Here is a 25,307-nt window from a genome sequence, read left to right on the forward strand (position 1 = left end):
AAAGTTAATGACGACCTTCCCTCCGCGTACCCTCCGGCTCGACGCGCTGGCCTACGGCGGCGACTACAACCCCGACCAGTGGTCAGAAGAAACCTGGAAGGAAGACGTTCGGCTCATGCAGCAAGCCGGCGTCAACCTCGTTTCGCTGCCGGTCTTCTCCTGGCCATTGATCGAGAAGACTCCCGGCACCTACGAATTCGGATGGCTGGACCGAGTCATCGACCTGCTCTGGGCTCATGGAATAAAGATCGACCTCGCTACCGCGACGGCCACACCGCCAGCGTGGTTGGTCCGCCAGCATCCCGACGTCCTGCCCCACAACGCTGACGGCACCCGCTTGGAATTCGGGTCCCGCCAGGCGTACTGCCCCAGCTCCCTAACGTTCCGCGAACACGCACTCCGGCTGACCGAAGCGATGGCGAACCGGTACGGGGACCATCCCGCGCTGGCGTTGTGGCATATCTCCAACGAATATGGTGACCACGTCCCACGCTGCTGGTGCCCGATATCGGCAGAACATTTCCGGCGTTGGCTGGAACGACGGTACGGCACGATCGACGCGCTCAACACGGCATGGGGCACCAGCTGCTGGGGTCAGAATTACACCGACTACTCGCAGATCGAACCGCCCCGTACGTCCATGGGACCGATCAACCCGACGCAGCAGCTCGACTTCGAACGGTTCTCCTCCGATGCGCTTCTCGAACTGTTCCAAGCCGAAATCGATGTACTCCGCCGGGTCACCCCGGACATCGCCGTCACCACCAACTTCATGAGCTTGTTCAAGGAACTGAACTACTGGGATTTTGCCGCCGCAGAGGATCTGGTCACCGACGACGCCTACCCGGACCCCGCAGACCCATACGCGCACGTGCCGGCCGCGTTGAACTACGGCCTCATGCGTTCCTTGAAAGGCGGACAGCCGTGGCTTCTGCTTGAGCAAGCCCCGAGTGCCGTCAGTTGGAGGGACGTCAACGTCCCGAAAGCACCCGGACGGATGCGTCTCGACAGTCTCCAGGCGATCGCGCACGGGTCAGATGGGGCGATGTTCTTCCAATGGCGGCAGGCGAAATTCGGACCCGAGAAGTACCACTCGGCGATGCTCGGCCACCGCGGTGAGAACAGCCGCAGCTACCAGGAAACGTCCGCCCTCGGCGCGGAAATCAAGAAACTCGGCGCGATCCGCGGGACGCGCGTCACGGCACGAACCGCTGTGGTCGTGGACTGGGACTCCTGGTGGGGCTCTGCCGCACCGGACTCGCTTCCGTCTCAACGACTCGACTGGCTGGCCCAAACCCGCGCCTGGCACGGTGCGTTGTACGCCCTCGGCCACACCGTCGACGTCGTCAAGGCTGCTGACCTCACCGCAGCCTACGACCTCATCGTCGTTCCGAACCTGTACATCGTCGATGATGACCAGGCTCAGTCGCTGACCACGTTCGTCGAAAACGGCGGACACCTCATCGTCGGGCCGTTCAGCGCCGTCGTCGATCCAACCGAAAAGGTTCACACCGGTGGGGCACCAGGACCACTCCGAAACCTCCTCGGCGTCGAAGTGGACGAATGGTGGCCGGTTCCCGACGGGCAAGAACGAACGATCACCCCGCTTCCCGGAGCTGACAAATCCACGCCACTCACCGCCACAATCTGGACCGAATGGATTGATCCCACCGCGGACGCCGACGTCATCGCACGGTACGAAGGCGGCGTCCTCGCAGGGCGCGCAGCGATCGTAAGGAACCACCACGGGAACGGCGCCGCCTGGTACGTCAGCGCTGCTTTGACCGACGACTCGCTCGAGGAACTGCTCCGTCTGGTACTCGAAGAGGCGGGACTTCCCACTCGCCCGACCAGCAACCGCCGCGTCGAAATTGTCACCCGCACAGACGGGACCACGGATTACACGTTCGTGCTCAACCACGGAACGACCGCGGCCACAGTGTCCGTTCCCACCGGCGCTCACGACCTGCTGGCCGGCACGGACGTGACCGAACACATTGAAGTACCCAGCCTCGGAGCTGCGGTTCTCCGCCACCCCGCCCGTTACGACCAAGACCTTCTGACCGTCACCATCCCATCCAAGAACATCGAGGTTTAACCCATGACACAACCGTTCGTTCACCCCTACCTGCCGAACTCAGCGCCGGAGACCAAAGCGGCGATGCTCGAAGCGGTCGGTGCGGAATCAATCGATGAGTTCTACGCCGACATCCCGGCAGAGTTGCGTCTGCAGCGGCTCCTCGACCTGCCCGGGCCGCTTGCCGCTGAACAGGACCTCGTCCGTCACGTTGAAAGCATCCTTGACCGTAACGTCAGCACGAAACAACGCCTGAGCTTCCTCGGTGCTGGCACTTACAATCACTACGTTCCCGCTGTCGTCGACGAAGTCATCGGCCGCAGCGAATTCCTCACCGCGTACGCCGGTGAACCGTACGAAGATCACGGCCGGTTCCAAGCACTCTTCGAGTACCAGTCACTGATGGCTGAACTGCTGAACATGGACGTCGTCAACGTCCCCACCTACGACGGATTCCAGGCGACCGCAACGTCGCTGTCGATGGCCGGTCGGATGACCGGGCGCCGCCGCGTTCTCGTCGCGAGCGACGTGCTGCCCGACAAACTCTCCCGAGTTATCGACTTCGTCCGACCGAACCTCGACCTCGTCTTCGTACCCACGGTCGACGGCACGGCAGATGTCAACCAGATCGCTGCGCTCGTCAGCGACGACGTCGCTGCCGTCTGGGTGGAAACGCCCAGCTACACCGGCGCCGTGGAAGCAGCGATTCAGGGTCTTGCTGACCTGGCCCACACCGTCGGCGCGGTGCTCGTCGTCGGCACTGACCCGGTCGGATACGGCGTACTCACCCCACCCGCGGACCAGGGTGCCGACATCGTCTGCGGCGACATTCAATCCCTTGGCTTGCACCAGTGGTTCGGCGGAGCTCACGGAGGGTTCATCGCCGTCCACGACGACCCCGCGTACGTGATGGAGATGCCCTCGCGCCTGTTCGGGCTGGCAACCACCGATGTGCCGGGGGAGATCGGCTTCGGCGACGTCGCCTACGACCGCACTTCCTTCGCACAACGCGAAGAAGGAAAAGAATGGGTGGGCACCGCGGCCGCCCTCTGGGGCATCGCCGCCGGTGTGTACCTCGCCCTGATGGGGCCACAGGGGATGGCCGACCTCGGTGAGACGCTCATTCTCAGGACGAAGTACGCGCAGCAGAAACTGTCGTCAATCAACGGAGTTGCCCTCACCGACCCAGCCCTGCACCTTCGCGAGTTCGTCATCGACTTCAGCGGAGCATCCGTCACCAGCCATTCCATCGTAGAGACACTCCGCGCCGAGGGAATCGAACCCGGCGTCATCGTCGGCGAATACGAACTGCTCATCTGCGTCACCGAAATGACAACCCAACTCGACATCGACCGGTTGTCCACCGCCATTGAAACAGCGGTCACCTCACACAACACCGCCCACCACCCCGCCGCCGTCAGCCACTCTGAGGAGAAAAGCGCATGAGCCTCCCCATCGCACCGAAGCCCGCCATCCGACGCTTCCACCAGGCCCGCTGGGACGAACCGGTCATCTTCGAATCGACGACACCCGGAGAACGCGGGGTGCTCGTCTCGCAGCCGGAACCCGGAATCCGCGAAACCGTCGGCGACGTTCTCAGCACCCTGCCCGCCGGCCTCCGACGGGAGAAGAAAGCGGCCCTCCCTGAAATGGGACAGATGCGGGTCCTCCGTCACTACCTGAGGCTCAGCCAGGAGAACCTCGGCGCGGACTTCAACATCGACGTCGGCCAGGGCACCTGCACCATGAAGTACGCCCCGAAAGTCAACGAAGCACTGGTGGGCACATCGAAGCTCGCCGACCTGCACCCTCTGCAGCACACCGACGACGTCCAGGGCATCCTCGACATCATCTGGAACCTGGAACGCGCCGTCGCAGAGATCTCCGGAATGCACCGGGTGTCCCTGCACACCAGCGGAGGGTCGACCGCAATCTGGACGAACATCGCCATGATCCGCGCCTACCACGAAGCAAACGGCGAAGCAGAGACACGCGACGAGGTCATCACAACGATCTTCAGCCACCCCTCCAACGCCGCGACGGCGAAAGCCGCCGGATACAAAGTCATCACCCTGCACCCCGACGCCGACGGCTACCCGGATGCCGACGCGTTGCGTTCCGTCATCGGCCCGCGGACTGCAGCGATCATGATCACCAACCCGGAGGACACCGGCATCTTCAACCCGCGCGTCAAAGAATGGGTTGACCTTGCGCATTCCGTGGGCGCCCTCGCTTCCTACGACCAGGCCAACGCGAACGGGATCCTTGGCATTACGCGGGCCCGCGACGCAGGTTTCGACGTGTGCCATTTCAACCTGCACAAAACGTTCGGTACTCCGCATGGTTCCGGTGGGCCCGGGTCAGGAGCGAACGCTGTCTCCGAAGCCCTGGCACCGTTCCTCCCCGGCCCGGTCATCGAACGGGTCGACGGCCGCTACGTCCTGGACTCCGACCGTCCGCAGTCGATCGGGAAAGTCGCCCCGTTCTACGGAGTTGCTCCCAACCTGGTCCGTGCCTACTCGTGGATCCTCGCGCTCGGCCCTGAAGGTATCAAAGCGGTCGCTGAGATCGCCGTCCTCAACAACAACTACTTGATGAAACGAATCCTCGACATCCCCGGAGCTTCAGCACCGTACGCCGTCGGGCGCCGCCGGATCGAGCAGGTCCGGTACTCCTGGCAGGAACTGTACGAGGAGACCGGCATCACCTCGGAAGAGATCGGTGTGCGCGCCTCTGATTTCGGCATGCATTACTGGACCAGCCATCACCCGTACGTCGTCCCGCAACCATTCACCCTCGAACCGACCGAGTCGTACTCCATGGCGGAACTGGATGAGTATGCGGCTGTGCTCGCCGAAGTGGCACGGGAAGCACGGGAAACACCGGAGGTCATCCGGTCAGCCCCGCACAACCAAACAGTGCATCACACCCACCATGACGACCTGGACGACCCGGAACGGTGGGCAATCACATGGCGGGCCTACCAGCGCAAGTACTTCAGCTGACGTTGACTTCCAACGTCCACGCCGCCCGGACCGTCGGACTGGTGATCAACCCGATCGCCGGTATCGGCGGGCCGGCCGGCCTGAAAGGAAGCGACGGACCGGACATCCAGGCCGTCGCGTACAGCAAAGGTTCGCGTTCCCGCAGCATCGACCGCGCCGTCAACGCACTGTCGATGATCGCCGCCACGTTCCCCGACGCGCACATCGTGACGGCGGCCGGACAAATGGGCGCTGACGCCGTCACCGCCGCCGGCCTGACAGCCGACGTTGTGTACAGCAGCAGGCAACCGTCAACGGGGGACGACACGGCGGCCGCGGTCACCGCGATCGCCGCAGCCGGTGCGTCCCTCCTACTGTTCGTTGGCGGCGACGGGACAGCACGTGACGTCGCATCAAAGCTGCCTGTTGGGTTGCCGATGCTCGGAATCCCCGCGGGAGTGAAAATGTACTCCGCGTGTTTCGCCGTCAGCGCGTCCGCTGCTGGGACGCTCGCCACCCGATGGATCGAGGAACCCCTCCCGGTGGAAAACCGTGAAGTACTCGACGTCGACGAGCAGGCGATCCGAACCGGGAGAGTAGACCCGCACCTGTTCGCCATCGTGCGGGTGCCCTTCCTGGCAGGTCGGACGCAGGCGCGGAAAAGCGCGACACTCGCCTCCGAAGCGGCCGGCGTTCGCGTCGCCGCGTCCGGCGCCATCGCCACCATGAGCCCAGGCACCCGATACCTTCTGGGCCCCGGCGGCACCACCATGGAGATCGCCCGTCAACTGGGGCTGACCAAGACGCCTCTCGGCGTGGACGTCATCCGTGACGGGCACGTCGAACTAGCCGACGCGTCCGAACAGGAACTGCTGAACCTGCTCACCGAATCAGCCGGACCGCCGGCCCGAGCAATCGTCACCGTCATCGGCGGGCAAGGGTTCCTGCTCGGACGAGGAAATCAACAGCTATCAGCCGCGGTTCTCCGGGCACTCGGATCCGACCCGCTCTGCGTCGTAGCGACCGAACAGAAACTCACCGCACTTGGCGGACGCCCGCTGCTGGTCGACACGGGAGACCGTGAACTCGACACGACTCTCAGCGGGTACATCGCCGTAACAACCGGGGTAGGACGCACCAGTGTCTACCCCGTCCATGCACCAGAAAACGAAGGAGCGCACTCATGCGTCTAGAAAACAAGAACGCCATCGTCACCGGCGGGGCCGGCGGAATCGGCCGCGCGACCGCTCTCGCGTTCGCTGCAGAAGGCGCCCGAGTCGCCGTCGTGGACCTCCGTGCGGACGCCGCATCCGCCGTCGCAGATGAGATCACCGCAGCAGGTGGGTCGGCGATCGCGATCGCCGCCGATGTTTCCAGTGAACCTGACATCGAACGGGTTCTCGCTGAGACGGTTCAGTCGTTTGGGACGGTGGACGTGGTGTTCAACAACGCGGGCATCATCCGCCGTACGACCGCCGTCGAAACGACGGTTGAGGAATGGGACCGCGTATTCGGCGTCAACGTTCGTTCCATCTTCCTGATGTGCAAGCACGTTGTGCCGATCATGGCCGCGAACGGCGGAGGCTCCATCGTGAACACTGGCTCCGGCTGGGGGCTCAAAGGCGGCGGCCAGGCGATCTCATACTGCGCATCGAAGGGCGCGGTGGTGAACATGACCCGGGCGCTGGCTATCGACCACGGCCCACAGGGCATCCGGGTCAACTCGGTGAACCCAGGCGATGTGAACACCGGGATGCTCCGTGAAGAGGCACGCCAGCTCGCACAGGACGACGTGTCGTTCCTCGCAGAGGCGGCCGACCGGCCACTCGGACGGATGGGGGAGCCACGCGAGGTCGCCGCTGCTGTCGTCTGGCTGGCCAGCGACGAGTCGTCGTATGTGACGGGTTCAGCCCTTGTTGTCGACGGGGGAGGAATCGCCTAACCACCGTCCGCGTCGCTCGCGGCAGCGAAGCCATACCTACCGCGTCCGGCCAGCCCAGGAGGTCGGACGCGGTGCTGGGCAGGTACCGATGCAGAGCTTGCTCCCGCATGCTCTGACTGGAAACCGTCCATAGGACATCCCGGAGTGACCACGGATCAGAAGGTTGGGGGTTCGAATCCCTTCGGGCGCACGGTATGCCCCGGAAAGACGCCAGTTCTGGCTTCTCTCCGGGGCTTTTTCGTTGGCGCCGCACGTAATAGCCACACTTCGAGTCCGACGTTCTTCGAAGCCCAGGGCCGCCGCGTTCTCGCTCAACCCTTGATACCGCTCGCAAATCCTTTGATGAGCGATTTTTGGACCACCAGGAAGACGATCAGCACCGGCAGCATCCCGATCAGGAGGCAGGAGAACAGCACCGGCCAGTTGGTGAAGGCGTCGCCGACGAACGAGTAGATCGCGACCGGAACGGTGCGGCTCTCCGTGCCGCCCAGGTAGAGCAGCGGAAGCATGAAGTCATTCCAGGTGAAGAGAGAGTTCAGGATGACCGCCGTCCCGGTCACCGCGGACGACAGCGGCAGGATGATCTTGAAGAACGCCTGCCGTGGGGTTGCGCCGTCCATCGAAGCCGATTCCTCGTACTCCTGAGGTATCTGCCTCATGAACTGCACGTACAGGAACACTGTGAACGGCATGCGCAAGCCGATGTAGATCAGGATGATCGGGGCGATGGAACCCAACAGCTCGTTTGCCGCGAAGAATCTGTAGAGCGGAATCATCCCGAGTTGAACGGGCAGGAATAGCCCGATCATGAACAGGTAGAAAGTCGTATTCGACCATCCCGTCGTCATGCGAACGATGCCGTACGCGGCGAGTGACGAAAGCAGAATCAGGATCGAGACGCTGACCGCCGTGATTACCAAACTGTTCAGAAGAGCGTCGCCAAGCCCGGAACCCGTCCAGGCGGCGACGAAATTGTCGACCGTAGGCGACGACGTCGGAATCAAGGGTGACGACAAATCTGTGACCGGGCGGACCGCGATGTTCACCAGGATGTAGATCGGGAACAGGGTGCAGCAGGCGATGAGCAGCATGATGCCCTCGCGCACGCCCGTCTTCCACGTATATCGGTTCACAGCCGTTCACCTCTTCTTTTTTGCGAGAATGCCGTACTGGAAGATGGAGACGACGGCTACCAGCAGCGAGAGTGCGACGGCGATCGCGAGGCTGTAGCCGAACTCCTGGAATTGGAACGCGCTCCGGAAGACCAGTGTGGAGAGCGAATTCGTGAGGTTGGCGGGGCCGCCCTGCGTGGTCACCCAGACGATGTCGAAGATCATCAGCCCGCGGATCGTCGAGAGCACGACGTTGACCGTGATCGACGGACCGAGCAACGGCCGGACGATGTGCCAGAACTTCTTGATCGAGCCGGCACCGTCGAGTTCCGCCGCCTCGAGTTGTTCCTGAGGCACCTCCTGCAGGTTCGCCAGGTAGATCACCATCGTGTAACCCGAGAACTGCCACGCCGTCATGACCGCGATCGCCCAGAGAGCGGTGTCCGGGTTGCCGAGCCAGGACTGCGCCAGTCCTCCGAGGCCGACGGCCTCGAGGATCTGGTTGAACGGGCCGTCGCCGAGCAAGATGTACCGCCACAGAAACCCGATGACCACGGTGACGATGATTACCGGAGCGAAAAAGACCACGCGGAGCACCGCACGGCTCTTGATCTTCGTGTTGATGCCGAGCGCCAGACCCAGACCGATGACGTTTTCCAGAATGACGGTCGCAATGACGAGGAAGATCGTGTTCGTGAAGGCTCGCATCGCATCCGGGTCCTTGGTGAAGGCGATGTAGTTGTCAACTCCGACGAAAGACGAAACAGGGTCCAGGAGGTTCCAGTCCGTGAAGGACAATGCGACGCCCTGGGCCGACGGAATGATCACGAACAGGGCATACGGCACGATCGCCGGGAGGACGAAGAGCCACATGCGCGGTCGGCGACGGCGCCGACCTCGGGAGGTCCCCGGCGTCGAGGGGGCTACAGGCAGTGTGACTGTCGGTGCCGAGTCGAGTGTTTTAGCCACGCGAACCCTCCCTTCTCGTCGACGCCTCGGCCGGGCGGCGAAGCAACTCGCTCAGACCGGAAATGCTCGGCGTGCCCGCGAGTCGGTCAAGTTCTGTGTTCACGACTGTGACATTCACGATCCCAGCATCGCACGGGAGATTTCCCGACACTTGCGTCTCCCAGCCACTCGGTTGTCCGCGAAGGACGCAGGGACCTGAATCGATGTCCGTCGGTCACGGGCCGACAGACCTCAGGCTGGCGACCGGGTCTGCGCGTGGGAGGCGAGTCGGGCACCGCGGTCTACGCGGTCGCGGTCACGCATCAGCATGTCGCGGGCGGACAAGCGCGAACCCTGGCCGGGTGGTTAGTCTTCGAGAGATCGATGAAGGGGAACGTTCACGCGGGCATTCGATCGCTCTTCCACCAAGAAACGAAAGGTACGCACAGTGATTCAACGGAGAATTTTAGCCAGCGCAGCGCTCGTTGTCGCCGGCGTTGTCGTGCTCGCGGGCTGTTCTTCCGGGGCGAGTCCCGCTGCTTCGTCCGCCAAGCCCAGCGCCGCTGGTCCGGCAACCGGTGAGTTGACCCTCGCCTGGCAGTCCACGGAGGCTCCCGCGCTGAAGCCCGTGATCGAGGCGTTTGAGGCAGAGAACCCGGACGTGACCGTCACCCTCGTCGAGGCAAGCATCGAGCAGTACTTCGCGTCCCTGCCGACTCAGCTGGCGTCCGGGGCTGCTCCGGACGCGTTTCTGGTCTGGGCCGGTTGGGGCAACGCAGTTGCGCAGAAGCAATTCGCCCAGTACGACTACCTCGAGGATCTCTCCAGCCACGCGTTCGTGTCTGAAATTCCGGAGGGCATCCAGCTCGCCACCCAGACCGCCGGCAAGACCTACATGATGCCGACGACCATGCTCGCGTTCTCGCAGTGGTACAACATGGATGCGATGGAGGAGGTCGGGCTGACCCCGCCCACTACGGTGGAGGAGTTGTTCACGTTCTGCTCCGACGCACAGGCGAAGGGGAAGGTTCCGTTCGCCCAGGGATCCGCCACGCCGTCGAGCAACAACCGCGGGTTCGCTGGGTTCTACGGTGACTTCATGGGGGATAAGTCCCTGGACGACATCATGGCGCCGATCTCCGACGGATCGTCGACGTACGCGGAGAGCCCGATGTGGGTCAAGACGATGAAGCAGTACGAGAAGATGATCGACGCCGGATGCTTCCCGAAGGATGCCATCGCGATTGACCAGGCGAAAGAGGACGACATGTTCGTTTCCGGTGATGCGTTGGGCTCGATGGCACCGACCAACCAGAAGGCTGCCTGGGTCGCCAAGGGCCCGAACGTCAACTTCGAACTGCACCCGGCCACGAAGAACGTCCTGCTGTACAACAACAAGGGCATCGCTGTGAACGCGAAGGCGAAGAACAAGGATGCCGCGCTGAAGTTCGTCGACTTCTTCGCGCAGGCCGAGCAGCGCGGTGCATTCGCAAAGGGGCTGTCCGGGGTGCTCCCGGCGATTCCGACCGGCGAGGCAATCGAAGACAAGAGCCTGAAACTCCTCAGCGCGAAGCAGGCCGCCGGCGAGACCGTCAGCTTCTATGCCCAGTACTGGGAGGACCCGAAGCTCGATGCCACCATCGGCCCGAGCATCCAGGGCATGTACCTCGGTCAGAACTCGGCGAAGGATGTCATCGCCGCACTTGATGAGGAACAAAAAGCCTTCATCGCCAAGAAGTAGCGGGACCAGGCAACTGAATAGTCGAACAAAATGAGCGGAGTCGGGCGGTCAGCCCGGCTCCGCTCCATTGGAGGAACATGCGGCTCCCTGAACCACGCCTTCCCGCGCTCCGTGGAGGACCGACTCTCCGCTGGGGCGTCCTAGCGCCGGGGGCCATCGCTTCGGCGTTCGCGACATCCCTGCACGGCTTCAGTGATCAACGCATCACTGCTGTTGGATCGCGCACGCTGGATCGGGCCGAGGCGTTCGCCCGGTCGCACGGGATCCCGACCGCGTACGGGTCCTACGAAGCGCTCGTGGCGTCCTCCGACGTCGATATCGTCTACATTTCGTCCCCGCACTCGTTCCATCGTCCCCTTGCCGAACTCGCAATCGCACACGGCAAACACGTGCTCATCGAGAAACCGATCGCGCCGACGGCGGCCGACGCAGAGGCGATCGCACAGTCGGCACGGGCAGCGGGGGTATTCGCGATGGAGGCCATGTGGTCGAGGTTTCAACCGTGGGTCGACGTTGCTGACCAGCTCATCGCCGACGGCGCGCTCGGCGACGTGGCATTCGTCTCGGCCGAGGTGGGCCGGTACTTTCCGTTCGATCCCGCCGGACGCCTGTTCGAACCGTCCCTCGCCGGCGGAGCCCTCCTCGACGTCGGCATCTATGCGGCCTGGTGCGCCCTGCATTTCGCTGGTGTCCCAAGCCTGATCTCCGCCCAAGGCGAATTCACGAGAACCGGGGTGGATGCGCAATCTACGGCGGTCCTACGCGGAACCGACGGCGTCCACGCCACGATTTCCTCAACCCTGCTCGCGTTTACGCCCAGTCAGGCCTCGGTCTCGGGAACATCCGGCCGGCTGACCGTCGACGGACGCTTCCCGATGCCGAATCCCCTGTCGGTCTACGACGCCGACAACCGACTCGTCGCCCGGTACGAGGACACGACCGGCCTGGTCGGACACGACGCCCTCGTGCGCGAAGCTTCCTGGGCGGCAATCCACGTCGCCCAGGGACTGACAGAGGCGCCGCAGCATCCACTCGAAGCTTCCATCGCACAATTACGGGTGACCGACGAAATCGCCAAGCAACTGGCGGCCTCCCGAGGCTAGGCCTCTCCAGGGTACGAGCTGTGGTCCCTCGTACTGGTCGATGCTGGAGGACCACAGCTCTTGCATCGGCAGCGCTATGGCGGGTCCCGACCGTGGAATGGGAGGTGATCGGCTTCCGATTGGCGCGCAAATGATATGTCCACGTGCCAATTCGTCGATACGCTCGGTCACAGTCGTCAAGGCTTGGATGGTTCACGAGCGGATGGAGAGAAACAGACCCACCCGACCATTCGCTCCGGCCGATGATGTCGAAGCGATGATCGGGGCCCGTCGCTAGCAGCGACTCGGATCAATCTCGACGGTGCCGGAGGAGGAAACAGTGACCGAGGCCACCAATGTGCCCAGCAAACGCGTGACGACCGCCGACGTCGCCCGGGCTTCCGGCGTCTCCCGCGCTACCGTCAGCTATGTGCTGAACGATGTGCCGGGCAGCGGTATCTCTCAGGCAACGCGCGACCTGGTTCGGGAAACGGCACAAAGACTGGGTCATGTTCCTCACGGGCCAGCCCGTTCGCTGCGCCTCGGCCGAAGCATGATCGTCCTGGCTCTCGTGCACGATTACACGATCGGGTATGTTGCAGATCATCTGATCGCGGTGCTCGACAAAGCCCTTGCGGCGCGTGGACTCGTCCTCATGGTTCATCGCTTCGACGAAAAGACCCGCCCACTGTCCGAGCTCTGGGGTCTCGTTGCACCAGACTTGATCGTTTCGATGGGTGGGATGGCGGTTCCCTCCTTGCCCAGTGCCGCATCTCCGATTCGCCTGGTCGGAGTGGAAGGCTTGTTCCCGCATCGTCGCGCAGGGGCAATGCAGATCGAGTATCTGCATTCCCGGGGCCATCGCCGCATCGGTTATGCGGACCTCGACAATCCGCGGGTTGCGTTGATTGCCGCAGAACGTCGCGCCGGTGCCGAGGACGCTCGTGTGAAGCTTGGCTTGCCGCCTCTGATGCGACGCGATCTCCTTCTCGGTGACGTGGATGCCGCGTTCGCGGCGATCGATGACTGGTTGAGCGGTCCGGACCCGATTACTGCCGTCGCCGCCCACAATGACGAAACGGCCATCATGCTGGTCTCTGCCCTGCAGGCAAAGGGGCTTCGGGCTGGACGTGAGCTTGCTGTCATCGGCGTCGACAACATCCCGCTAGCGAGGGTAGGCATCACCACGGTGGAGATCAACGTCGACGAATACGCGGAGGTCATCCTCGATCAAGTCATGCGGGCCATAGACGGCCAGCCAGACCGACCGCCCACAGATCGGGACGGGTTCATGCGACTGATCGTGCGAGACAGCGCTTAGGTCACTGGAGCGTCGGGCCGGGACGGTCGTTGAACCAAGAGCACACTTGCCAGAATGACCACTGCTGCGACCGGGTCAGTCCAGCGCAACCGCTCCCCGAGGAGCGCAACACCGATCGTCAGAGCGACTACCGGGATGAGATAGGCGGTAGTGGTGAGCGCGATCGGGCCCCACGCATTCAACACCCCAATGTTCGCCACAGCGCCCAGTCCGCTCGCCACGACACCGAGGATGACGATCACAACGATTGTCCCTGGGCCGGAGATGCCGACGGGGGACAGAGCGAGTGGTATCAGCGGCAGCGCAACGAGAAGTGCAGCAGCGCTCGCCAGGAAGGCACTGGTCAGGGGCTCGATGCGTTGCGGGGTGAGGAAGACCTGGAAGTAGACGACGGATGCTGCGAATCCGACCGGCGCAGCCACGCACAGCAGATGATAGATCAGGGGCGCCGACGACCCGGCACTATCCCACGGGGACACCAGCAGCACAACCGCCGCGAACCCGAAAGCGATTCCAACAATCCGCAAGACGGTGAAACGCTCGGCCCGCAGTACGGCGAGGGTAAGCATCGCGGTCGCGATCGGCGAAGCCGAGTTGTAGATCGCGACAATGCTCGACGGGATCTCGTACTGCGCAAGACCGAAAGCGAACGGCGGGATGCCGACGCCTATTGTCCCGAAGACGAGAAAATGGAGGTAGACCCGGGGTCGACGAGGTAGCCGCTGCCGGGTAACGGCGACGAGTAACCCGATCACGGCCGTCCCGATGGCAAGCCTCACCAAGCCGAGCTGGACTGCACTCACGTCCTCGAGAGCGAGATGCGTGAGCGCGAAGCTCGAGCCGAAGACGACAACGATGATGCCGAACTGGACGGCCACGAGGGCGGGGCGGGGTTGCGCGGCGGCACCAGCGGTCACCCGTGAAGGCTAGGAGAAATTCCAGCCGGTGGACGCACCAGCCCGACATCTGGCGCTCACGGTCAATTCGTGCTGCTGTGACGACGCTGGGTTACCGGCTCGTGCGAATCTTGTCGGCTGCGGACAAGTGCCCGCTGCGCTCTGCTGCGTAGGCTTGAAATCAACCTACGAATCCGCAAGACCGGAGTGCACTGCCCATGCCTGAGACCCTTCTCGTCGTTGCCGCCACCGTACTCAGTGAGGAACACTGCGAACTGATTGAGCGCCTGGAGCCCCGCGTCACGGTCGTGCGCGACCAGTCGTTGCTGCGACCGTCCCGATACCCGGGCGATCACGGAGGCGATCCGGCCGTCGTTCGCACACCTGCGCAACAGACGCGCTTCGAGGAGATGGTTGATTCCGCCGACGCCCTGTACGGACTGCCCGATGAATCAGCGGAGGCGCTGCATCGTACCGTCATGGCGAACAGCCGCCTGCGCTGGGTCCACACCTCCCGGGCCGGTGGCGGTGCACACGTCGCAGAAGCTGGCTTGCCCGCTGACGCACTCGAACGGGTGCTCTTCACCACCTCAGCGGGTGTTCATGCTGATCCACTTGCAGAGTTCGCCGTACTCGGGATCTTCGCCGGTGCGAAGGATCTGGACAAACTGCAGGGATTCCAGAAGCAGCACCAGTGGGCGTTGAGATGGACGCTCGGGCGGGTGAGTCAGCAGACGATCATCGTCGTCGGATTGGGAAACATCGGTAAGGCTGTTGCTGCGAAACTCGCATCGCTCGGCGCCCGGGTGATCGGCGTGCACCGCCGCGAGGTCGATGCCCCCGGCGTCAGCACCATCGTCCCTATGGAGCGGCTTGGTGACGTGCTCGCGAACGCCGATGGCGTGGTCCTTGCCCTCCCGGGGACTGCGCTGACTGAGGACTTGTTCGGTGAGGAGATGTTCGCCGCAATGCGCCACGGGGCCACCTTCGTCAACGTGGGTCGCGGATCCACCGTCGACGAATCGGCACTGGTGGATGCTCTGCAGCGCGGGCAGGTCGGTTTCGCAGCGCTCGATGTGTTCGCCGTGGAACCGCTCCCGGAGTCGAGCCCGCTGTGGGATATGACCAACGTCATCATCAGCCCGCATGGAGCGGCCATCACGGACGACGAAGACCGGCTCATCGCCGAATTGTTCGCCGAGAACGCGACGCGGCTGCTCGACGGACGGCCGCTTCGCAACGTTGTGAACACGCACGAGTTCTACTAGAGACGGCCCTTCCAGACCGCCTCGCCCCCGTTCGTTTGCTGGGCGGTGCTCGAAGGAATGCATGCGAACCCGCCGTGCGGATCTGGACGTCGTTGACGTCGCTGCCGGCACACCGAGCACGGACGTCTGCATGAACGGCGATCGCGACCAAACACGTCGCTCTGGTAGCCCATAGCTTCGAGTCCGCGGGTGCCGAGGTCGCCGCGCAGCTCCCGCTGGCGACATCGCTCGCCCAGTGACGCGTGATCGACGCGGCCCGCACTCAGATCGGGCGATGATTCCCGAAGACTCGGCCCCCTGAGCCAAGTCAGCGTCCGAGAAACGCAAGATTCACGAGTGACCGGCGGGAGAAGCTTGAGCCAACGACAAGGGCCACGGGCCCGGAGGACACGGATATGACAACCACCATTGATACGACAGAGACACCACCGGCTGTTGCCGCGGTCCCGTCGACCAGGCGCTTGCGCCGACGTCCTCGAACATGGCTGTGGCTCTTTCTCCTCCCGGCCGCCGTCCCGTACCTGTTCGTGGTCCTGGTGCCGGCGGCTCAGGGGGCGACCTACTCCTTCACCGACTGGAACGGCCTGAACCCGGACTGGAGCTGGGTCGGCCTGGACAACTACGTTCGGCTGATCAACGACGACCAGGCGGTCCGGGCCGTCTCCAACACCGTCCTGCTGGCGGTCGTGGTGACGATCTTCGAGAACGTCATCGGGTTGTTGCTGGCACTTGCGCTTCACACGCGCATCAAGAGCCGAAACGTGCTGCGCGTCGTCTTCTTCGCACCTGTCGTCATTCTTTCGGTCGTCGTCGCATTCCTCTGGCAGTTCATCTTCATTCCGAGCGGGCCGATCAACGAGGTCCTGCGCGGCATGGGTCTCGGTGACCTGGCGCAAAACTGGCTCGGTGACCCGCAGATCGCGCTCTGGTCCATCGCGGCCATCATGATCTGGCAGTTTTCCGGTTACGCAATGGTTATCTACCTTGCCGGGCTGCAGGGTGTTCCCCAGGAACAGCTCGAGGCCGCGTCGCTCGACGGCGCCGGCCCGTTCAAGCGCTTCTGGTACGTCGTGCGCCCGCTTCTTGCGCCTGCGATCACCGTCAACGTCATGCTCTCGCTCATCCGCGGCCTGATGTCGTTCGACCAGATCTGGGTGACAACTCAGGGAGGACCGGCGCAGTCGACGGAGACGCTCTCGACGCTTGTCTACCGAAACGCCTTCCAGTACGGGGAACTCGGCTACAGCGCTGCCCTCGCCGTCGTGCTCGCCGTGTTCGTGGCGGTGCTCGCGATCATCCAGTACCGACTTCTGATCCGATCGGGGAAAAACTCGTGAACCGCTACACCTGGAAGACCGGCCTCGGCGAAAGCGGCATGCTCGTCGTCGCACTCATCTTTCTGTTTCCGATCTATATCCTGCTCAACGTGGCGATCCGGCCCGCAAGCGACAGTGGTTCGCCTCTCGTCCCGACCACGGAACCGACCTTCGGCAATTTCGCTGCAGCGTGGAACCAGTCAGGTCTCGGCGGAGCGATCGCAAACAGCGCGATCATCACGATCGTGAGCGTCCTGCTGATCGTGGCAATCTCGTCGCTCGCGGCCTACCCCATCGCGCGCATCACCGCAGGGTGGTCGAGCTTCGCCTTCTACGGCTTCATGATCGGGCTTCTGCTGCCGTTCCAGCTGGGGCTGATCCCCCTGTACACGACGATGCGCCAGATGGGCCTGCTCGGGACGATCGTGCCGCTGATCATCATCTACGTGGGTTTGCGCGTGCCGTTCTCCCTGTTCCTCTACGTCCAGTTCCTGCGGCAGATCCCCATCGACTATGAAGAAGCTGCGGCGCTGGATGGGGCCAGTCACCTGCAGACGTTCGGCCGCGTGGTTTTTCCCTTGCTGCGCCCGGTCACCGGCACCGTCGTGATCCTGAACGGTCTGTTCATCTGGAACGACTTCCTTCAGCCCCTGCTCTACCTGAGCGGGACGACGAACCGCACCGTCCCCGTGGCCGTATACAGCTTCGTCGGCGAATTCACCTCGCAGTGGGGTGTCATCTTCTCCGCCCTGATCATCGGGGTCATCCCGGTGCTCATCGCATTCTTCTTCCTCCAGAAGTCGCTCATTCAGGGCCTGGCCAGTGGCGTCAAGGGCTGAGCGGACAGGGCCCGGTGGATTCAGCGGGCATCGCAGCACCATCAACGAAAGGTATCGAAAGTGATGAAGCTCTCGAGAAACAAGTACATGACCGGGGTGGCGCTGACCTCAGCAGCCGCGCTCCTGCTGGTCGGCTGTTCCACGGCGCCTGCCAGCGAGCCAAAGAGCGAAGGCGAAGGCGACACCGCAGGAAGCAACCTTCTGACCATCTCCTGGAAGGGCTCGGAGAAGGCCGGGATTGATGCGGTCGTCGCCCTGTTCAAGGAGGCGAACCCGGAAGCGGAGGTCGTCGTGTCGATCGCCGACACCGAGCAATACCAGGCGACGCTGCGGACACAGCTCGCCGCCGGGAGCGCCGCCGACGTCATGTACCTCTGGCCGGCCAACGGCAACCCGGGCGCACTCCGCCAGATCGCCCCCGGAGGCTTCCTCACCGACCTGTCTGACCGAGAATGGGCCGGAAACTACCCCGAGTCGATCGAGGAACAGCTCAGCGTCGACGGCAAGGTGTACATCATGGGAACCCTCGTGAACACCTTCGGTGGGTTCTATAACCAGGCAACTCTCGATGAGACGGGTCTGAGCGCCCCAACGATCTGGCCCGAAGTGCTGCCATTCTGCGAGGCAGCGAAGTCCCAGGGTAAAGTTGCCTACTCCATCGGTGGAGCAACGCTCAACAACGTACAGAACGTTGTTTACTCCCTCGCACCCACCCTCGTTTATGGGGAGAACCCGGACTTTGACGAGCAGATCGAAGCGGGAGACACCAGCTTCTCTGAGGAACCCGGCTACCAGAAGGCGTTTGAGTACTTCCAGCAGATGATCGACGCGGGCTGCTTCAACCCGGACTCGACCGGTGTGAACAACGACGGCATGCTCCAGATGGTCGCGGACGGTTCCGCTCTCGGCACCATGCCGAGCGCGCTCCAGATGGCGGCCCTACGCGTCATCGCCGGCGACGACCCGATCAGTTATGTTCCGCTCTCGGGCGGCGACGATCCCGACACCGGCATCATCGCTGCAGCGAGCTCCGGTGGCGCTGCGGTCAACAAGAATGCCAAGAATCCTGACATGTCGCTCGACTTCGTGGACTTCCTTGCCTCGACCGAGGGTACCCAGGCATACGTCAACGCCATGCAGGGACCCGTTCCTGCCATTGCCAACCCGGACATCGAATTGTCCCCGACCGCCTTGACGACCATCTCCGACTACCTCGAGGAGGAGCGGACCGTGCACTTCCTGAACCAGTACTGGCCGAACGCTCGCGTCGAGCAGGCGATGTTCGCCGGCCTTCAGGGCATGCTGACGGGCGACACGAGCGCCGAAGAGGCACTCAAGTCAATGGATGACGAGTACGCGCAGGGATAATCGCCCGATCGGAAATGGGTGGCACGAATCGTCGTGCCACCCATTTTTGCGGCGGTCACGTGCAACGGGACGGCGTGCAGACGCATGACCGGCGGCCCACCGGCTGGGAGGGTTGAATCGGGCCAACGACGAGGAGCGACCATGACGAACACGCGATCCGGAACGATGAACCTCGTGCTGTTTTACAGCCCGTTCGGCAGACTGAATTACAGCTGGAGGCGGCCTGCCAGCAACGCCGAGAACGTGATGACGCTGGACTACATCTCACGCACCGCGCAGCTCGCCGAGTCTGCGAAGTTCGATGCGATCTTCCTCGCCGACAAGCTCTCCCGCGACGGCACCGACATGCTGCAGATCGAGCCTCTCACGACGCTCGGCGCGCTCAGCGCCGTTACCAAAGACATCGGGCTCGTGGCCACCGTCTCCACGACGTTCTCGCAACCGTACAACGCCGCGCGGATGCTCTCGCAGATCGACTTCCTGTCGAACGGCCGTGCCGCGGTCAATATCGTGACGTCGACCCAGGGCGAAGAGAACTTCTCCGGTGCGATCCCGTCCAAATCCGAGCGATACCGGATCGCCGAGGACTGGCTCCAGGCCGCCGTCGCGCTGTGGGATGGCTGGGACGACGACGCCGTCGTCGGTGACAGGTCAGGGAACGTCTGGGCAGATCCGGCACGCATCCACGCCGCCGATCATGTCGGGCCCTATTTCACGGTCAAGGGTCCCATGACCGTGCCGCGCTCGCCGCAGGGCCGACCGGTGATCGTCCAGGCTGGCCAGTCGCCGGACGGGATGGACTTCGGCGCGCGCAACGCCGAAGTGATCTTCACCGCAAAGAGCGAACTGGATCTCGCGCTGGCGTTCTACGCCGACATGAAACGCCTAGCCGTGGCGAACGGCCGCGACGAAGAGTCACTCCGCATTCTTCCCGGCGTCGTACCCATCGTCGGCAGCAGCCTTGCAGAAGCCGAGGACATCGCCGGTGAGCTCGCCGACCTTTATGCCATCGACGACGGCCTCGCGTACCTGAGCCTCCTGCTTCTCGACGTGCCCCTCGCGGATCTACCCCTCGACGAACCCATCCCCGTCCACCGCCTCGTATCACTCGAGCAGGCCGCAGCCAGCCCCAACCTGCATGCGAGCCGGTATCCGAACCTCTACCGGATCGTCGTCGACGAGCGACCGACGCTGCGCGAGATGATCCGCACCCGGGCTAAGATCACCGGTCATCAGTTCCAGCTCGGCACTCCGTCGAGCATCGCGGACGACATGCAGCACTGGTTCGAGTCGTACGCATGTGACGGGTTCACCATCATTCCTCCTTACATGCCGGAAGGGTTCGCGAGGGTGGCCACCGAGCTCGTGCCGGAGCTTCAGCGCCGTGGCCTCTTCCGCACGGAGTACGCCGGCGGCACTCTGCGCGACACACTCGGGCTCTCGGTGAGGCAGGCAACCCGGTGATCGGGGAGACAGCGTCGGTCGGGAAGCCCCTGTCCGTCGTCGCCGTCAGCGCCGAGCCCCCGGTCCTCATCTTCTCCGTTTCGGATCTGTCCTCGTCCAGCCCGGCACTCAGACTCGCAAGCACGGTCGTCGTGCACCTGATCGACGCCGACCGCATCGACATCGCGAAGCTCGGGTCGACGAGCGATATCGACCGTTTCGCGAATACGGGGATCTGGGCGCGACTGCCGACCGGGGAACCCTACTTCACCGGGGTCAAGCTGTGGATCCGAGGCGAGGTGATTGAGCAGTTCAGAGTCGGCTCCGCAACAGTCATCGCGGTGCACGCCGTTGAGGCGCAGCTGTCCCCGCGGTCACCCGCCCTCGTTCACCACAGCCGTGCCTGGTATGCGCTCGGTCCCCACTCCGAGATCGCGGGCTGAAACGACCGTAACAGGCTCAGGCCACCGGCTGCCGCGCCGGTATCCGGTCCGCGAGCAGTTCCGACAGAGTCGTGCCCTCCACGCCGGCGAGCTGGTCTGCCTGTGTGCGGCACGAGAAGCCGTCGGCGAGGAAGATGGCTCCTTCCGGTCGCGCCCGCAGGGCAGGGAGGAGCGCGTGTTCGGCAACGGCAACCGAGGTGTCATAGTGCCCCTTCTCCATGCCGAAGTTGCCCGCCAGTCCGCAGCAGCCTGCGATCGTCGTGATGTTCGCACCCGCGCGTTCCAGCAACGCACGGTCGAAGTCGAACCCCATGACGGAATACTGGTGACAGTGCGGTTGGACCACGGCCACGACGTCACTCAGATCCGGAGGTATCCATCCCTCCACCGTCGCGAGGACCTCCGCCATCGTCACTGTCGCGCCGGACACGGCCGTTGCCCGTGCGTTGCCGGGGAAGAGGTCCACGAGGTCGCTCCGCAGGACAGCCGTACAGGACGGTTCGAGGCCGACAATCGGGATGCCCGCTTCCGCATACGGGCCGAGGACGTCCAGCAGACGGGAGAGGCGGCGGCGCGCACCGTCGAGCTGACCGGTGCTGATCCAGGTGAGCCCGCAGCACGCGTCCTCATCGGGCACAACGACGTGGAAACCGGCGTCCTCGAGAACCCGGATGGCTGCACCGGCGTTCCCGGGCGTGAAGGAGTTACTGAACGAGTCGACCCACAGCACCACGTGTGGCGCCTGATGACCGCAGCCCGGATCGTGGCTGGCGACGCCCCGCCGCGACTGTCGGAAGGTGCGGTCCGCAAAAGCGGGGATTTCGCGCCGACTGTCCATGCCGCCCAGCCGAAGACCGACCTTCGCGAGGGGCCGGACTCCCGCCACGACGTTCACCAGTCGCGGGGCAATCGCGGCGAGGCGGGCCCAGCGCGGAAGCCAGCCGAGGACGTAGTGGCTGACCGGGCGAAGGCGGCCGCGGAAGCTCCGGTAAAGAACTTCGGACTTGTACTGCGCCATGTCCACACCGGCGGGGCAGTCCCGGGAACACGCCTTGCAACTCAGGCAGAGGTCGAGGGCGTCGTGGACCTCCTGTGATCGCCACCCGTCACTGACGAGTTCGCCGTTGATCATTTCCTGAAGCACACGCGCCCGGCCCCGGGTCACGTCGTTCTCGTCCATCGTCGCCTGGTAGGAGGGGCACATGAATCCGCCGGAAGCCCCCGAATCGGCCCGGCACTTTCCTACCCCGACGCAGCGGTGCGCGGCCTTGGTGAAGTCGCCGTCGTCGTGGGTGAAGGCGAAGCCGTTCACCCGTACGACGGGCAACGCCCGCGGCCGGCGCAGGTCGGCGTCAAGCGGTGCCGGGTCGACGATGATTCCCGGATTGAGGAGATTGTTCGGGTCGAAGAGCGCCTTGAATCGTCCGAGCAGGGCGATGGCTTCGGGCGAGTACATGAGGCTGAGGAGCTCGCCCCTGGCGCGGCCGTCGCCGTGCTCCCCGGAGAGGGATCCTCCGTGCGAGGTCACCAGTTTCGCCGCGTCGACCATGAAGGATCGGAGCACGGAGCCGTCGCGTTCGAGCGGGATGTCGATGCGCACGTGGATGCAGCCGTCGCCGAAGTGTCCGTATGGCAGGCCGGAGACCCCGTAGTCGTCCATGAGCGTCTCGAACTCGCGCAGGTAGGAACCGAGTCGCTCGGGGCTGACGGCCGCATCCTCCCAGCCTGGCCACGCCTGCGTTCCCGCAGCGGTGCGTCCCGCCAGACCGGCGCCGTCCTCACGGATGCGCCAGAGCGCGGCCGCTTCCGGCCCGGCGGGCAGGACGCGAACCGCCGTGGTGGCGGCATCCTGCACGAGAAGCCCGGCGGCGTACAGCGCCTCTGCAGCGGACTCTCCGCCGACCTCGACAAGGAGCCAACCGCCGCCGGCCGGAAGCTCAGGGACCCGGCTCGCCCCCTTGTGGCGACGGATGACATCGACCAGACGCGCGTCCAGCCCCTCGATCGCCAACGGACGGTGCGCCAGGAGGGCGGGCACAGCATCCGCGGCCGTCGCCATGTCGGGATATCCGAGCACGACGAGCGCCGGGGCGACGGGTACCTGGACGAGCCTCACGCGCGCCTGCAGGATGGTCGCGACCGTGCCCTCAGTGCCGACCAGGGCGCGGGCGAGGCGCGTGCCGTTCTCGGGCAGGAGATGTTCGAGTGAATACCCGCTGACCTGTCGACCGAAGCGCCCGAATTCCAGCCTGAGGATCTCGAGCTCATCATCGACCAGCGACCGCAGCCCGGGCACGACGCTGAGATCCTGGGCCGCCTCGTACCGGCGGCCGGTGCCGTCGATCACCTCAAGCGACACGACGTTGTCGGCGGTCCGACCGTAGGCGAGGGCGTGAGCTCCGCACGCGTTGTTGCCGATGAGGCCGCCGACTGTCGCGCGCGCGTGGGTCGATGGGTCGGGACCGAAACGCAGTCCGTGAGGCGCCGCAGCGGAGTTGAGCGCGCTCAGCACCACACCGGGTTCGACGAGCGCGGTCCGGGAGTCGGCGTCGATCTCCAGTATCCGGTTGAGATGCCTCGACGTGTCCACAACGATGCCGGAGCCGATCGCATTGCCGGCCACGGATGTGCCGGCTCCGCGCAGGGTGAGCGGCATACCGTGGGCGCGCGAGACATCCGTGATCGCCGCCAGTTCATCGGTCGTTCGGGGGAACGCGACGACCGACGGTGGAACGCGATAGTTCGACGCATCGGACGAGTACTGCGCGCGCCGGCTCGTACTGATCGAGACCTCGCCGTCGATCGCTGAGCGAAGCGCGTCCGCGACGGCCGTTGCGGGGTCGGTCATTCCTGGGGCTCCCCCCACAGCGACGCGCGCCCGGTTTCCGGGTCACGCCAGGGGAGCGAACCGTCATCGAGAACGATGGGGCCGGGAAACTCCGAAATGAACTCGAGAGCAACTCCGTCGAGGACCTGACGTGCGGTGAAGCAGATGTGCATGGACCCGTCGGGCATCCGCGCCCAGGTGTCGATATCGTGGCCCAGGTCCCGGACGCGTTCGGCCTCGGCTTCGGCGCTCGCGACGCGGACCGCAAGGTGGTGCGGCCCCAGGCGTGCCAGTGAGTGGCTGCCGGTGCCGGCAGCCTCGAGGAGTTCGATATGCGGCGTGCCCTCGCGGGACACGGCGAATCGCGCATTGTGGTCGTGCGGCGTCACGTCGCTGTCGTCGCTGTAGCCGGAGGTGCGGTAGCGAGCGATCGGGCTGAAGGTGTAGCCGGTGGCACGCTCCCACTTCTCGATGGCGGACTCGAGGTCGGGCACCAGAATGCCGATGTGGTCGATCAGGGGAGCGGACATGCGCGGGGGCCTGCTTTCTTTCCTCTCACGGTAGAACGGTCATGATTGCGCGTGTTGTCTGTGGGAGTCGCGCCGTTGTCTGGGGGAGTCTGCCTACGCACGGGTTTCCAGGCGGTCGTCGTCAACTCAGTTGCGTCTCTTTGTTGCGCTCAAGCGACAAGGTGTGTAACTTGACACGAGTAAGCCAGCACCTGACACGTGTAAGTTCGCTCGCTGGCTGCTCGTCCCGTTTACAAGGAGGTAAACAATGCAGTCCTCGATCCCGACCCCCGTGACATCACGCAGCGAGCAGTCCGCGCTGAGCAACCGCAGTTTCGACCAGCTCGAGATCGCCCACCTGGGCTCCGGGCATTCTCTGACGGTCCGTCCCACCTTTGAGAACACGGCCCGCTGGCCGCTCCTCGCGTTATATGCCCTGCGCGGCCCCGCCAGCGCCGTCCGCCCGAGCGGCGTGACCGAACTCAAGGATGCCGAGTTCACCGTCATCCGCAATGTTGCCCCCCTGGAAATCCACACGGGAGATTCGGCAGAACTCCTCGTGATCCGGATTCCGGCCGGGACGCTGGGCCCACATGCCTCGTCGATGGATTCCGCAGACGGACAGATCTGGTCAACGGCCGAGGGCACCGCGAGCCTCGTGGGACACCTGCTGAACGGCGTCGCCGCCCAGCGCCCGGACTACTTCCCCGCGAACCCCGCACAACTCGCGCAGCACATCGTCGGTCTGATGGCCCTGCTGTGCGTCGACGGGCGACAGGCACCGGATGCCCACGGTCGCGGCCGGATGCTGCAACTCGCCAAGGATTACATCGAATCCCACCTCGGAGACCTGGACCTCACTCCCGACCGGATCGCCAGCCACGAGAACGTGTCGACACGGACGCTGCACCGCCTCTTCGAGAGCGAAGGCCTCACCGTTCGAGGATGGACCCGGTCCCGCCGCCTCGAACACTGCCGTGTCGACCTCGCCGACACATCGTCCGCGGCCATCCCGGTCAGCGCGATCGGATCGCGCTGGGGCCTGTGGGACGCCGCCCACTTCAGCCGGCTCTTCAAGGCAGCGTACGGACTGTCACCCCGGGCCTATCGCTCAGCAGTCCACACCAGCGGCGGTGCGGCCGGATACGTCCTGCCGTTGAGCATCGACCGTCACATCGCCTGACGGAGGGG

The 25,307-nt window shown here is 64.3% G+C and carries 20 protein-coding genes; 15 read left to right on the forward strand and 5 right to left on the reverse strand.

Annotated elements, in window-relative coordinates:
- Positions 1-7 precede the first annotated feature (7 nt).
- Genes ABIE24_RS15220 through ABIE24_RS15240 form a run of 5 tightly spaced genes read left to right on the forward strand, consistent with a single transcriptional unit; the run spans position 8 to position 7,003 of the window.
- A complete protein-coding gene (locus ABIE24_RS15220) occupies positions 8-2,098 on the forward strand; it encodes a beta-galactosidase (protein WP_354501152.1) in 2,091 nt (696 codons plus the stop codon).
- Between the two features lie 3 nt (positions 2,099-2,101).
- Positions 2,102-3,523 carry an aminomethyl-transferring glycine dehydrogenase subunit GcvPA gene (gene gcvPA / locus ABIE24_RS15225; RefSeq protein ID WP_354501154.1) on the forward strand — a complete coding sequence of 474 codons (1,422 nt, stop codon included), beginning with the start codon at positions 2,102-2,104 and terminating at the stop codon, positions 3,521-3,523.
- Complete coding sequence (gene gcvPB / locus ABIE24_RS15230) at positions 3,520-5,082, forward strand: aminomethyl-transferring glycine dehydrogenase subunit GcvPB (RefSeq protein ID WP_354501156.1); 1,563 nt, start codon at positions 3,520-3,522, stop codon at positions 5,080-5,082. Before gcvPA ends, gcvPB begins: the two co-directional genes overlap by 4 nt.
- Entirely contained in the window at positions 5,049-6,254 is a 1,206-nt protein-coding gene (locus tag ABIE24_RS15235; protein ID WP_354501158.1) for an ATP-NAD kinase family protein, read from the forward strand. Before gcvPB ends, ABIE24_RS15235 begins: the two co-directional genes overlap by 34 nt.
- Positions 6,245-7,003, forward strand: a complete 759-nt coding sequence (locus tag ABIE24_RS15240; RefSeq protein WP_354501160.1) for an SDR family NAD(P)-dependent oxidoreductase — start codon at positions 6,245-6,247, stop codon at positions 7,001-7,003. The genes ABIE24_RS15235 and ABIE24_RS15240 overlap by 10 nt, the downstream gene beginning before the upstream one ends.
- A 311-nt stretch (positions 7,004-7,314) precedes the next feature.
- Here ABIE24_RS15240 and ABIE24_RS15245 read toward each other — a convergent pair whose 3' ends face one another.
- Positions 7,315-8,136, reverse strand: a complete 822-nt coding sequence (locus ABIE24_RS15245) for a carbohydrate ABC transporter permease (protein ID WP_354501162.1) — start codon at positions 8,134-8,136, stop codon at positions 7,315-7,317.
- A 6-nt stretch (positions 8,137-8,142) separates the two neighbouring features.
- Positions 8,143-9,084 (reverse strand): carbohydrate ABC transporter permease, encoded by a 942-nt coding sequence (locus ABIE24_RS15250; protein ID WP_354501163.1) that lies wholly within the window; start codon positions 9,082-9,084, stop codon positions 8,143-8,145.
- A 427-nt stretch (positions 9,085-9,511) separates the two neighbouring features.
- Between ABIE24_RS15250 and ABIE24_RS15255 the strand changes: the two genes are divergently transcribed.
- From ABIE24_RS15255 to ABIE24_RS15265, 3 genes are all read left to right on the forward strand, one after another.
- Positions 9,512-10,804 (forward strand): ABC transporter substrate-binding protein, encoded by a 1,293-nt coding sequence (locus ABIE24_RS15255; RefSeq protein ID WP_354501165.1) that lies wholly within the window; start codon positions 9,512-9,514, stop codon positions 10,802-10,804.
- A gap of 77 nt (positions 10,805-10,881) precedes the next feature.
- Positions 10,882-11,907, forward strand: a complete 1,026-nt coding sequence (locus tag ABIE24_RS15260; RefSeq protein WP_354501167.1) for a Gfo/Idh/MocA family protein — start codon at positions 10,882-10,884, stop codon at positions 11,905-11,907.
- Between the two features lie 319 nt (positions 11,908-12,226).
- Positions 12,227-13,207 carry a LacI family DNA-binding transcriptional regulator gene (locus ABIE24_RS15265; protein WP_354501169.1) on the forward strand — a complete coding sequence of 327 codons (981 nt, stop codon included), beginning with the start codon at positions 12,227-12,229 and terminating at the stop codon, positions 13,205-13,207.
- Here the strand turns inward: ABIE24_RS15265 and ABIE24_RS15270 are convergent.
- Positions 13,204-14,124 carry a DMT family transporter gene (locus tag ABIE24_RS15270; RefSeq protein ID WP_354501171.1) on the reverse strand — a complete coding sequence of 307 codons (921 nt, stop codon included), beginning with the start codon at positions 14,122-14,124 and terminating at the stop codon, positions 13,204-13,206. The genes ABIE24_RS15265 and ABIE24_RS15270 overlap by 4 nt on opposite strands.
- A gap of 197 nt (positions 14,125-14,321) precedes the next feature.
- Here ABIE24_RS15270 and ABIE24_RS15275 point away from each other — a divergent pair, with 197 nt between their 5' ends.
- The 6 genes from ABIE24_RS15275 (at position 14,322) to ABIE24_RS15300 (ending at position 20,780) form a co-directional block, all read left to right on the forward strand.
- Positions 14,322-15,371 (forward strand): D-2-hydroxyacid dehydrogenase, encoded by a 1,050-nt coding sequence (locus ABIE24_RS15275; protein ID WP_354501173.1) that lies wholly within the window; start codon positions 14,322-14,324, stop codon positions 15,369-15,371.
- A gap of 395 nt (positions 15,372-15,766) precedes the next feature.
- Complete coding sequence (locus ABIE24_RS15280) at positions 15,767-16,708, forward strand: carbohydrate ABC transporter permease (protein ID WP_354501175.1); 942 nt, start codon at positions 15,767-15,769, stop codon at positions 16,706-16,708.
- Entirely contained in the window at positions 16,705-17,526 is an 822-nt protein-coding gene (locus ABIE24_RS15285; protein ID WP_354501177.1) for a carbohydrate ABC transporter permease, read from the forward strand. The genes ABIE24_RS15280 and ABIE24_RS15285 overlap by 4 nt, the downstream gene beginning before the upstream one ends.
- A gap of 63 nt (positions 17,527-17,589) precedes the next feature.
- Entirely contained in the window at positions 17,590-18,894 is a 1,305-nt protein-coding gene (locus tag ABIE24_RS15290; RefSeq protein ID WP_354501179.1) for an ABC transporter substrate-binding protein, read from the forward strand.
- A gap of 141 nt (positions 18,895-19,035) precedes the next feature.
- Positions 19,036-20,358, forward strand: a complete 1,323-nt coding sequence (locus tag ABIE24_RS15295; RefSeq protein ID WP_354501181.1) for an NtaA/DmoA family FMN-dependent monooxygenase — start codon at positions 19,036-19,038, stop codon at positions 20,356-20,358.
- Positions 20,355-20,780, forward strand: a complete 426-nt coding sequence (locus ABIE24_RS15300) for a flavin reductase family protein (RefSeq protein WP_354501183.1) — start codon at positions 20,355-20,357, stop codon at positions 20,778-20,780. Before ABIE24_RS15295 ends, ABIE24_RS15300 begins: the two co-directional genes overlap by 4 nt.
- Positions 20,781-20,796: 16 nt before the next feature.
- On the opposite strand, the gene ABIE24_RS15305 is transcribed toward ABIE24_RS15300, so the two are convergent.
- Together ABIE24_RS15305 and ABIE24_RS15310 are read right to left on the reverse strand one after the other, a co-directional pair.
- A complete protein-coding gene (locus tag ABIE24_RS15305; RefSeq protein ID WP_354501185.1) occupies positions 20,797-23,628 on the reverse strand; it encodes an FAD-binding and (Fe-S)-binding domain-containing protein in 2,832 nt (943 codons plus the stop codon).
- The gene (locus tag ABIE24_RS15310) at positions 23,625-24,137 is read right to left on the reverse strand and encodes a VOC family protein (RefSeq protein WP_354501187.1); all 513 of its coding nucleotides are present in this window, start codon (positions 24,135-24,137) and stop codon (positions 23,625-23,627) included. The genes ABIE24_RS15305 and ABIE24_RS15310 overlap by 4 nt, the downstream gene beginning before the upstream one ends.
- A gap of 247 nt (positions 24,138-24,384) precedes the next feature.
- On the opposite strand from ABIE24_RS15310, the gene ABIE24_RS15315 reads away from it, so the two are divergent.
- The gene (locus ABIE24_RS15315; RefSeq protein WP_354501189.1) at positions 24,385-25,299 is read left to right on the forward strand and encodes a helix-turn-helix domain-containing protein; all 915 of its coding nucleotides are present in this window, start codon (positions 24,385-24,387) and stop codon (positions 25,297-25,299) included.
- Positions 25,300-25,307: the final 8 nt, after the last annotated feature.

Origin of the sequence: Mycetocola sp. 2940 (assembly GCF_040548835.1) — a bacterium.
Lineage (GTDB): Bacteria > Actinomycetota > Actinomycetes > Actinomycetales > Microbacteriaceae > Mycetocola_A.

Excerpts from the sequence above, each read along its gene's own strand:
- ABIE24_RS15220 (WP_354501152.1), top strand. The coding sequence starts at position 8 with ATGACGACCTTCCCTCCGCGTACCCTCCGGCTCGACGCGCTGGCCTAC.
- gcvPA (WP_354501154.1), top strand. The coding sequence starts at position 2,102 with ATGACACAACCGTTCGTTCACCCCTACCTGCCGAACTCAGCGCCGGAG.
- gcvPB (WP_354501156.1), top strand. The coding sequence starts at position 3,520 with ATGAGCCTCCCCATCGCACCGAAGCCCGCCATCCGACGCTTCCACCAG.
- ABIE24_RS15235 (WP_354501158.1), top strand. The coding sequence starts at position 5,049 with ATGGCGGGCCTACCAGCGCAAGTACTTCAGCTGACGTTGACTTCCAAC.
- ABIE24_RS15240 (WP_354501160.1), top strand. The coding sequence starts at position 6,245 with ATGCGTCTAGAAAACAAGAACGCCATCGTCACCGGCGGGGCCGGCGGA.
- ABIE24_RS15260 (WP_354501167.1), top strand. The coding sequence starts at position 10,882 with ATGCGGCTCCCTGAACCACGCCTTCCCGCGCTCCGTGGAGGACCGACT.
- ABIE24_RS15275 (WP_354501173.1), top strand. The coding sequence starts at position 14,322 with ATGCCTGAGACCCTTCTCGTCGTTGCCGCCACCGTACTCAGTGAGGAA.
- ABIE24_RS15280 (WP_354501175.1), top strand. The coding sequence starts at position 15,767 with ATGACAACCACCATTGATACGACAGAGACACCACCGGCTGTTGCCGCG.
- ABIE24_RS15290 (WP_354501179.1), top strand. The coding sequence starts at position 17,590 with ATGAAGCTCTCGAGAAACAAGTACATGACCGGGGTGGCGCTGACCTCA.
- ABIE24_RS15295 (WP_354501181.1), top strand. The coding sequence starts at position 19,036 with ATGACGAACACGCGATCCGGAACGATGAACCTCGTGCTGTTTTACAGC.
- ABIE24_RS15305 (WP_354501185.1), bottom strand. The coding sequence starts at position 23,628 with ATGACCGACCCCGCAACGGCCGTCGCGGACGCGCTTCGCTCAGCGATC.
- ABIE24_RS15310 (WP_354501187.1), bottom strand. The coding sequence starts at position 24,137 with ATGTCCGCTCCCCTGATCGACCACATCGGCATTCTGGTGCCCGACCTC.
- ABIE24_RS15315 (WP_354501189.1), top strand. The coding sequence starts at position 24,385 with ATGCAGTCCTCGATCCCGACCCCCGTGACATCACGCAGCGAGCAGTCC.